We start from the raw sequence: 2262 nt of genomic DNA, 5'->3' as shown, positions 1-2262 counted from the left end.
GCTTTTTGTCCCGATGCCAACCGATCGCGGTGCCCGGCTGGTACTCTGTGATGAGCACTTGCGCTATTCGCCCGTGCTCTGCCTCCGGCAGCGATTCGATGCGTAACATGACGGGATCCATCCAGGAAGGGACGGAAGGGGCCCCCTCCAGGCGCTGGCGGCTGAAATCATAGCTGCGGCCGAACGACAGGACGCGCCGCTTTCCCTGATACGGTCCGAATTGAAAAGGCTTCAGCTCCAGTTCGCAGATGCGGCCAATTAGATATTGCTCTTCCGCCGGACTGATGAACTCCGGCCAATACTGCAGTCCTTTGGGGGCCAATGCCGACGGGGTGAATAGCGGCAATTGGGATGGGTTCATATCACCTCTTCGACTTCTTGATGCGGACTGCCCAGCGTTGCGTGCGTCGACGACGGACTCCCGAAGGCGAGTGAACGAGAAAAATCTGCCGCAGTTCCCGACACAGCAGTTGCTGACCCGCACTGCGCTCATGCTTCGGTCTGGCGAAAAAGCTCTAAGCGCGAACTTTGAACTCGCGAGCCAGTGTTTTGTTTAGGGTTTGGGCAAATCTCGGAGGCCAATCGTGTCAGGCGGCATTTTGAAAACTGGAGCTCCTGACGACACTGATCTGTTGCGTTTGATATTTGAGAGCGTCACCGATTTTGCTCTATTTGCGCAGGACGCCTCGGGAAAAGTGATTAGCTGGAATGTCGGCGCACAGCGCCTGACCGGCTACTCCGAGGACGAGATTCTAGGGCGCAACGGCGACATCATTTTTACGCCGGAGGACAGAGCTGCTGGCGCGCCGGAGCGGGAACGATCGAAAGCGTCGCTTAACGGGCGAAGCGAAGACGAAAGGTGGCATCAACGAAAAGATGGATCCAAATTTTGGGGATCCGGCCTGATGATGCGCCTTCACACCGGCGGCGGGTTTGTGAAAATCATGCGCGACCGAACGGCGCATCACAACAAAGAAGTGGCGCTCGCTGAAAGCGAGGCGCGCTTCCGGATGCTGGCCATCTCGATACCTCAGCTGGTGTTTCGATCCTATAGCGACGGCTCGCGAACCTGGGGCAGCCCACAGTGGGAAGTCTATGCGGGATTGTCCGATGCTAACAGCCGCGGATTCGGATGGCTGGAAGCCGTTCATCCGGATGACCGGGAATTGACCCGCTCACGCTGGGAGCAGGCGCAGCGTTCCCGTGAATATTATGTGGAGCACCGGATCAGGCGCGCTGCAGACGGGCAATATCGCTGGCACCAAACGCGGGCGAAGCCCGCCGCAGAGTCCTCGACGGAGTGGGTAGGCACTTCGGCAGACGTCCATGAGATGCGTGGTCTGCAGGATCGCCAGCAGGTTTTGCTCTCAGAGCTCCAACACCGCACCCGGAACTTGCTGGCCTTGGTGCAGGCGATTGCACGGCAAACCATGAAGTCCAGTGCTTCGTTGCAAGATTTTTCGCGCCAATTTGAGAGCCGGCTGGGCGCGCTGTCACGGGTGCAGAGCGTGTTGGCCCGTACTGACCAGGGACCGATCGATCTCGAGCAAATCATCCGGGCGGAATTGGACGCGCATGGGGCCGGTGAAATCGCGGAGATCGGCGGTCCTTCAGTCGAACTCGCCCCAAACGCGGCTCAAGCCCTAGCGCTAGCCGTGCACGAACTGGCAACCAATGCCGTCAAGTACGGCGCATTGCGCCAGCCACCCGGCAAGCTTGAGATCAACTGGCATCTGCGGGGCAACGACGGCGAGGCGCGGGTCATTCTCAATTGGCTAGAGAGAAACATAGATACCGCCGATGCACCCCTTGTGCCCCGACGAAGCGGATACGGCCGCGAGCTTATCGAGCGCGCGCTTCCTTACCAGTTGAATGCGATCACAAAACTTGAGTTCACGCCCGAAGGCGTGCGCTGCTCGGTGGAATTGCCGCTGGAGCGCACCGAATGAATTCTGCCGCCAATAAGTTATCTGGGCAGCGCGTGCTTATCGTTGAAGACGAATACTTCCTGGCTCAGGACCTTGCGGAATATTTGCATGATCTCGGCGTCGAGGTCGTCGGACCCGTCGGAACCGTCACGGACGCACTTAAACTGCTGCGCTGCGCCGACATTCAAGGCGCGGTCCTCGACATCAACCTGAGGGGCGAGCGCGTCTATCCGGTTGCGGATGTTCTCGAGCAAAAGCAGGTGCCCTTTGTATTCGCCTCGGGTTATGGCGGAGAACTAGAGCCGAACGCTTATACCGACATCCCCCGATGTAT

At 58.8% G+C, this 2262-nt stretch carries 2 protein-coding genes and 1 pseudogene; 2 read left to right on the top strand and 1 reads right to left on the bottom strand.

From position 1 onward, the window contains the following. Nucleotides 1–361, bottom strand: a pseudogene (locus VJV58_RS02735) (alpha-ketoglutarate-dependent dioxygenase AlkB); the annotation flags it as partial. A gap of 223 nt (nt 362–584) precedes the next feature. On the opposite strand from VJV58_RS02735, the gene VJV58_RS02730 reads away from it, so the two are divergent. Continuing rightward, nucleotides 585–1949, top strand: a complete 1365-nt coding sequence (locus VJV58_RS02730; protein ID WP_324135799.1) for a PAS domain S-box protein — start codon at nt 585–587, stop codon at nt 1947–1949. Beyond that, nucleotides 1946–2262: response regulator (locus VJV58_RS02725; protein WP_324135798.1), on the top strand; the 317-nt coding region annotated here is incomplete at its 3' end. The genes VJV58_RS02730 and VJV58_RS02725, both read left to right, overlap by 4 nt.

The sequence above is a fragment of the Bradyrhizobium sp. genome (genome assembly GCF_035273305.1).
Lineage (GTDB): Bacteria > Pseudomonadota > Alphaproteobacteria > Rhizobiales > Xanthobacteraceae > Bradyrhizobium.
Note: the sequence above shows the minus strand (reverse complement) of the source record. Positions and strands in the feature narration are given on the sequence as shown.